Source organism: Gelidibacter sp. (genome assembly GCF_039916245.1).
Lineage (GTDB): Bacteria > Bacteroidota > Bacteroidia > Flavobacteriales > Flavobacteriaceae > Gelidibacter.
This window is the reverse complement of sequence record NZ_JBDSLS010000297.1, coordinates 1-5,955: the sequence shown is the minus strand read 5'-3', so window position 1 is coordinate 5,955 and position 5,955 is coordinate 1. Positions and strand designations below refer to the sequence as shown.

Here is a 5,955-nt window from a genome sequence, read left to right as displayed (position 1 = left end):
CAAGCGCTTTTTTGATGTATTGTTCTTCACGTCGCACACCAGTGACGCCTCCGCCCGCATACCATTCGTGATTCCCAGGAATGAAGATGCTCTGCCCTTTAAAATCTGCTACAGCTTTTACTTGGGCATTAAGCATATTTTCAGCCGCAGTACGATACCTATGGTTTGGCTCTGGAAGTCCGGCAGGATAGATATTATCTCCCAAAAATAATGTGTAATCGCCTTCGGTGTTTTTATCTGAAATATAATCACGAAACGCGGTCAAACCTTGCGACATGCCATGCATTGGGGATAAACCCGCATCACCAACCAAATAAAAAACCCTATCCACTGCTTTATCCGGAAAAACATTTTCCTGATCTGCTAGGTCCAAATACTGTGGCTTGTAGGATGCACAAGCATTTATAAGGAAGGCAAACAAAATAAGGATGCTGATTTTTTTAGTAAAACTCATTAATTATTGACTTTTTTCAGAATATTTTCTAAGAAATAATTGGAATTAAAAATGAACATCTAATCCTTCCTAAGGACTGCATATGCAATGAGCATCATCCTTAATTTTAAAGATACGAATTAATTTATTTCAAGGACTTGTCAAACTGAATGCCCACTTATTTCAAAAAACTGCCGTTAAGAACTACAGGACAACATGGAGCAGCCAACCTTATGACGCGCCCATTCTGGTCGTTTGGCGAACCATTTTTGATGTTCGGGTTGTTCATCATAAGGCTTTTTTAAGAGTTGAAAAAGTTCATCAATCAATGCATAATTACCTTCGTTTGCCTGATCAATAGCCAATTGTGACATATAATTACGCAGGACATATTTCGGATTTACGGCGTTCATGTGATTTTGTCGTTCCTCATCTGAAGTAGATTCATTCTGCAATCGTTCCGCATAGCGTTCAAACCATGCATTCCATTGCTGTCTTATGATGTCAGAAATATCTGCTGGACTATAAAATGCATCATGAATACGAGTGATGCCATCTGAAGGCTTCTCTTTTTTGAAATCGCTCAAATTTCTAAAGAAAATGGTCATGTCGGTTTCAGTCAACTGCAGAAGATCTTCCAAATCTTGAATCAGCAAGTGATCGGTAGTTTCTTCTGATTGTAAACCTAATTTGGAACGCATCATTTTCAGGGATTCCACTTCAAAATCGACCGTATATTTTTCTAAAATATCTTCCATGGGTTTCGCATCTTCAATCAGCGGGTACAGTGCGTTGGCCAATTGGTATAAATTCCACAGTCCCATATTAGGCTGATTGCCGTATCTGTAGCGTTTGTGCTCACTATCGGTGGTGTTTGGCGTCCATCCAAAATCAAAACCTTCGAGCCAACCATAAGGGCCATAATCGATGGTCAATCCCAAAATGGACATATTATCAGTATTCAATACGCCATGAACAAATCCGACCCGTTGCCAATGGATGATCATTTCCAAAGTGCGTTTGGAAACTTCAGCAAAAAACTGGATATATGCGGCTTTAGATGGTTTTCCTAAATGTGAAAAATGCTGATTGATCGTAAAATCTACCAGCGTTTTTAAATTCTTGTGATCTTGACGTGCGGCAAAAATTTCATAACTCCCAAACCGCAAAAAACTCGGCGAAACGCGACTCACTATCGCGCCTTTTTCATATTCAGGATGACCGTTGTACATGACATCGCGCATCACGTCATCGCCAGTTAATGCCAAAGACAAAGCGCGCGTTGTCGGCACGCCCAAATGATACATGGCTTCACTACATAAATACTCTCTAACAGAAGATCTCAAAACGGCCAATCCATCTCCAGATCGCGAATACGGTGTCGGTCCTGCACCTTTCAACTGTGCCATCCATTGCTTATTTTGATGCTCAACCTCGAATAAATTAATGGCGCGACCGTCTCCCAATTGCCCGGCCCAATTGCCAAATTGATGCCCGGCATAACACATCGCAAATGGCTTTGTGTTTTCTAAAACGGTATTTCCCGTGACGATTTTTAGAAATTCATCGGACTGTGCGTCCTCTTCTGTCAGACCTAATTCATCCAACATTTCTGGAACTACGTGCACTAATTCGGGATTGGAAGTTTGTTTGGGTGTCACATATGAAAAACAGGCTTCAGGAACCTGTCTTCTTGTATTTTCAAGAATTGGATCGGCTGGTAACTCGGTAATAAAGGTGTTTTTTATGTTGAGATTCATGGGGTATAAATTCAGACCTGACAGGTTCTCCTCCTACGCTGAAGCTTCGGCGGACAATTAAAAACCTCACAGGTCTATTTCAATATCTATTTTAAATTTAAACAGTTGTACTTTTCAACTTATCGGCGTGCATTTTTCGCAATTTCGCTAACTTCGGCGTGATTACTGCGCTGCAATATCCTGCTGTTTGATTATTGGCATAATAATTTTGATGCACCTCTTCGGCTTTATGAAAAGTTTCCGCTGGACTGATTTCAGTAACAACGGGACGTTCATAATAGGGTGCCATTTCCTTGACCACCAGCTCGGCGGTTACCTTTTGTTTTTCATCCTGATAAAAAATGACCGAACGGTATTGCGTGCCGGCATCAGCACCTTGGCGATTTAAAGTGCTCGGATCGTGGCTCGTCATAAAAATGATTAATAAGTCTTCATAAGAAACAATCGACGGATCAAAACTGACCTGGATGACCTCAGCGTGACCTGTCAATCCTGAACATACTTCTCGATAAGTTGGTGTTCCTGGAACAGTTCCTCCCATATAACCTGACACTACTTTCTCCACACCCATTACTTCATTAAAAACTGCTTCTGTGCACCAAAAACAGCCACCGCCAACAGTCATTATTTCTAAATTATTATCTGCCATCTTGATTTTTATTTAAAGGTTCTTCTTAGAGGTATCCATGGTCATCGATTCTGAATTGATGCAGTAACGCAGACCGCTAGGTTCTGGCCCGTCAGGAAACACGTGGCCTAAATGCGCATCGCAAGTATTACACATAGCTTCAACTCTAACCATTCCAAAGGAGGAATCCTTTTCGTATTTAATCGCATTCTCTTTTATAGGCTGTGTAAAACTTGGCCAGCCCGAACTGGATTTAAACTTTATCGTTGAGTCAAATAATGGCGTGCCGCAACACAAACAATTATACTGACCTTCTTCATACACACTGCACAGCGCGCCTGTTCCTGGTGCTTCCGTACCTTTTTTTCTTGCAATTCTAAATTGTTCTGGAGTTAAGATCTCGTGCCATTCTGCTTCTGATTTCTCTACTCTTTTATCGGGTTCAGGATTTCCATTTACGGCAAAATCCATCACATTTTTCCATGTAATCATGTCTTCTTGGTATTTTCATTAAAGTTAAAAATTATAATATAGTTTTGATCCGGTTTTAACGTTTTGAATTACAAATAGTCGCCAATGGACGCGTCTTCCTGATTTGTTTTTTAGTAATTTGTAACACCTATTTTATAAAGTCTCATGGCCGATATCATCAAAAAACAGAAGATTTTGTTTTTAATTATTTTAAAGAAGAGTTACTCACAACTTTTCTTTACCATAATTTCACGCATACGGAACGGGTTATGCGTGGTTTAAAAGAGATAATTGAAACTCGGACATAAACCCTGAAGATGCCATGATTCTTCAACTTGCTGCCTTACTTCAAGATACCGGCTACACTAAAAAAAGAGACGGTCATGAAGAGAAAAGCGTTAAAATAGCGACCTCTTTTTTTAGAAGCACAACAGGTAGAAAAGCATATTAGTGATGCCGTTAATAACTGCATTATGGCTACCAAATTCCAAAACGCTCCAAAAACTGAACTTGATAAAATCATAAGGGATGCTGATGCTTCCCATTTTGGAAAGGAGTATTTAAACGATGCCAGTGAACTTTTGAGACAAGAATTAAAACTCCAAAATGTTAAAACCTATTCCACGTCAGAATGGCTGAACGACAACATAGCGCTACTCTCCAGAGAACATCAGTTTTACACGGATTATGCTTTAAGAAATTGGCAATTACAAAAAGAAAAAAACTTAACCGAACTCGTTAAATCTAAAAGAAAAAAAGAACGACCATAAAGAGCAGATGAAGGCGCAATATAAAGCGAAAGCAAAAAACTTAAGCCCAGAACGCGCTGCGAATCATGGTGCTTAGGTTGATTCAAATATGATGAATTGGATGTCGGCTTTAATACATCATTCAATCTTGCATTTAGAGTAAAAATAAACAATGCTGCAAAGGCCAATACAGAAATGATCATGCCGGTCATGAAGATGGTGTAAGTTAATCTTAAAATGCGATATTTCCGTAATCGATTCTGCCAATGATCTACATTCACTTATTTAAGATGCGCTTAATTTAATTCCAACTCCTCTTATTTCGGTTCCAACAACACCATATCAAACTCAGAATCTATTTGAACGGAACCATTTTCAACAGTAACATTCTGATTGGAATAGGCGTCATACAACTGCGTACCATCTTCAAACAATCTCCCTACTTGCAGTGATTTTGATCCCTTAGGAAGATCCAATCCAATAATGACCAAGTCCTCAAAGTGCTTCTTCTTGTAACTTCTATAAAACACATACGGACTTTCCGTGATCATTTGATGGATGCCAGCACCAATCGCAGGATGGTTTTTTCTGAATTGCCCAAGTTTTTGCCAATGCTCTAAAACTGCTTTGGTAGAATCATTAGAGACGATATCCTCCCAATTCATAAAAGAACGCAAGGTCGCATCGCCTTCTGTTCCTTCAATAATCAATGCTCTTGCCGATTCATCGCCATAGTAGGTTTGCGAAGTACCAGGAGACAATAATAACTTCGTTCCAGCCTCAAATGGCGTTTCTCTTGAAGCATCAAAAGGCTCGCCGTCATCATGCGACGACAAATAGTTCAACACGCCGTAACCCTTTAAAGGTCCATTTAGCGCCATTGTGTATTTTTCAAACAGACTTTCATAGTCGAGTTTTGCTGCATCATATTTAAATTCAAAATTGATCAAACTGTTGAAGGCCTTGTCAAAATAATTAACCGATGTTCCTGCTAAATCATAGGATTTTCCTGCAGAAATACCATAACCATAAACCTCGCCCACCAAATAAAAACCATTGTCATCCAACACAGCGTCTGGATTATTCGTTTTAAATTGCTTAAAAGCGAAATCACATTCCGTTCTAAATTCTTGCCAAACGGATTCTTCGATGTGCTTCACGGTATCCACACGGTAACCATCAATTCCGAATTCCGTGATATAATCTGTCAGCCATTTCATAATATAAAAACGTGGTGCTCTTGGATGCCCGGTTCGTTCAAAAAAAGCATCCAATTCAGCAACTTCCTGTTCGTAACGGCCTTCCGCTTTCCATTTTTCAATGAGTTGTGGTGGCAAAGCAACAGCGTCATTACTCTCTGTTTTAATATCTGGAAGATTTTTAACCAGCGTACACATTATCGTCGAATCATAGGTCGTATAATCGCAAGCTGGATCAGTACGCACCCATTCGTCAGGCCAAACAGGATCCAAAGGCGTCACTGGACCTGTATGATTAATCACGGCATCTAAAAGCACACGAATACCTTTTTTATGCGCTGCATCAACCAGTTTTCTCAGGTCTTCTTTCGTTCCAAAGTTAGGATCTATGGCTGTCCAATCTTTCGTCCAATAGCCATGAAATCCGTAGGTCACACCTGTACCTTCATCCGTACCGCCATGGATTTGCTCCACAATAGGAGTCATCCAAATCGCATTGACTCCCAAATCGGAAAAATAACCATCTTCGATTTTTTGGATAATCCCTTTCAAATCGCCGCCTTCAAAACCTCGCAATTTACCAGGTGCTTTAGTTCTGTCAAAATTGAGGTCGTTTGACGTATCGCCATTATTAAAACGATCCGTCAGCAAAAAGTAAAGATTGGCGCCTTCCCAAACGAAAGGCACTTCTTTTTTCTCATCCATTTCCAGCAAT

At 40.0% G+C, this 5,955-nt stretch carries 6 protein-coding genes and 1 pseudogene; 2 read left to right on the top strand and 5 right to left on the bottom strand.

Annotation, left to right across the window (positions count from 1 at the left end; genetic code table 11):
* From ABIQ28_RS15035 to msrB, 4 genes and pseudogenes are all read right to left on the bottom strand, one after another.
* Positions 1-454: pseudogene (locus tag ABIQ28_RS15035) on the bottom strand (phosphoesterase); the annotation flags it as partial.
* A 176-nt stretch (positions 455-630) separates the two neighbouring features.
* The gene (locus ABIQ28_RS15030) at positions 631-2,193 is read right to left on the bottom strand and encodes a protein adenylyltransferase SelO (RefSeq protein WP_348038754.1); all 1,563 of its coding nucleotides are present in this window, start codon (positions 2,191-2,193) and stop codon (positions 631-633) included.
* Positions 2,194-2,290: 97 nt separating this feature from the next.
* A complete protein-coding gene (gene msrA / locus ABIQ28_RS15025) occupies positions 2,291-2,842 on the bottom strand; it encodes a peptide-methionine (S)-S-oxide reductase MsrA (RefSeq protein ID WP_348038752.1) in 552 nt (183 codons plus the stop codon).
* 12 nt (positions 2,843-2,854) lie between these two features.
* Positions 2,855-3,313 carry a peptide-methionine (R)-S-oxide reductase MsrB gene (gene msrB, locus ABIQ28_RS15020; protein WP_348038750.1) on the bottom strand — a complete coding sequence of 153 codons (459 nt, stop codon included), beginning with the start codon at positions 3,311-3,313 and terminating at the stop codon, positions 2,855-2,857.
* 301 nt (positions 3,314-3,614) lie between these two features.
* Here msrB and ABIQ28_RS15015 point away from each other — a divergent pair, with 301 nt between their 5' ends.
* Together ABIQ28_RS15015 and ABIQ28_RS15010 are read left to right on the top strand one after the other, a co-directional pair.
* Complete coding sequence (locus ABIQ28_RS15015; RefSeq protein WP_348038748.1) at positions 3,615-3,743, top strand: hypothetical protein; 129 nt, start codon at positions 3,615-3,617, stop codon at positions 3,741-3,743.
* A 22-nt stretch (positions 3,744-3,765) separates the two neighbouring features.
* The gene (locus ABIQ28_RS15010; RefSeq protein ID WP_348038746.1) at positions 3,766-4,062 is read left to right on the top strand and encodes a hypothetical protein; all 297 of its coding nucleotides are present in this window, start codon (positions 3,766-3,768) and stop codon (positions 4,060-4,062) included.
* Between the two features lie 296 nt (positions 4,063-4,358).
* Here the strand turns inward: ABIQ28_RS15010 and ABIQ28_RS15005 are convergent, their stop codons facing one another.
* A complete protein-coding gene (locus ABIQ28_RS15005; RefSeq protein ID WP_348038744.1) occupies positions 4,359-5,954 on the bottom strand; it encodes an alpha-amylase family glycosyl hydrolase in 1,596 nt (531 codons plus the stop codon).
* Between the last annotated feature and the right edge of the window lies 1 nt (position 5,955).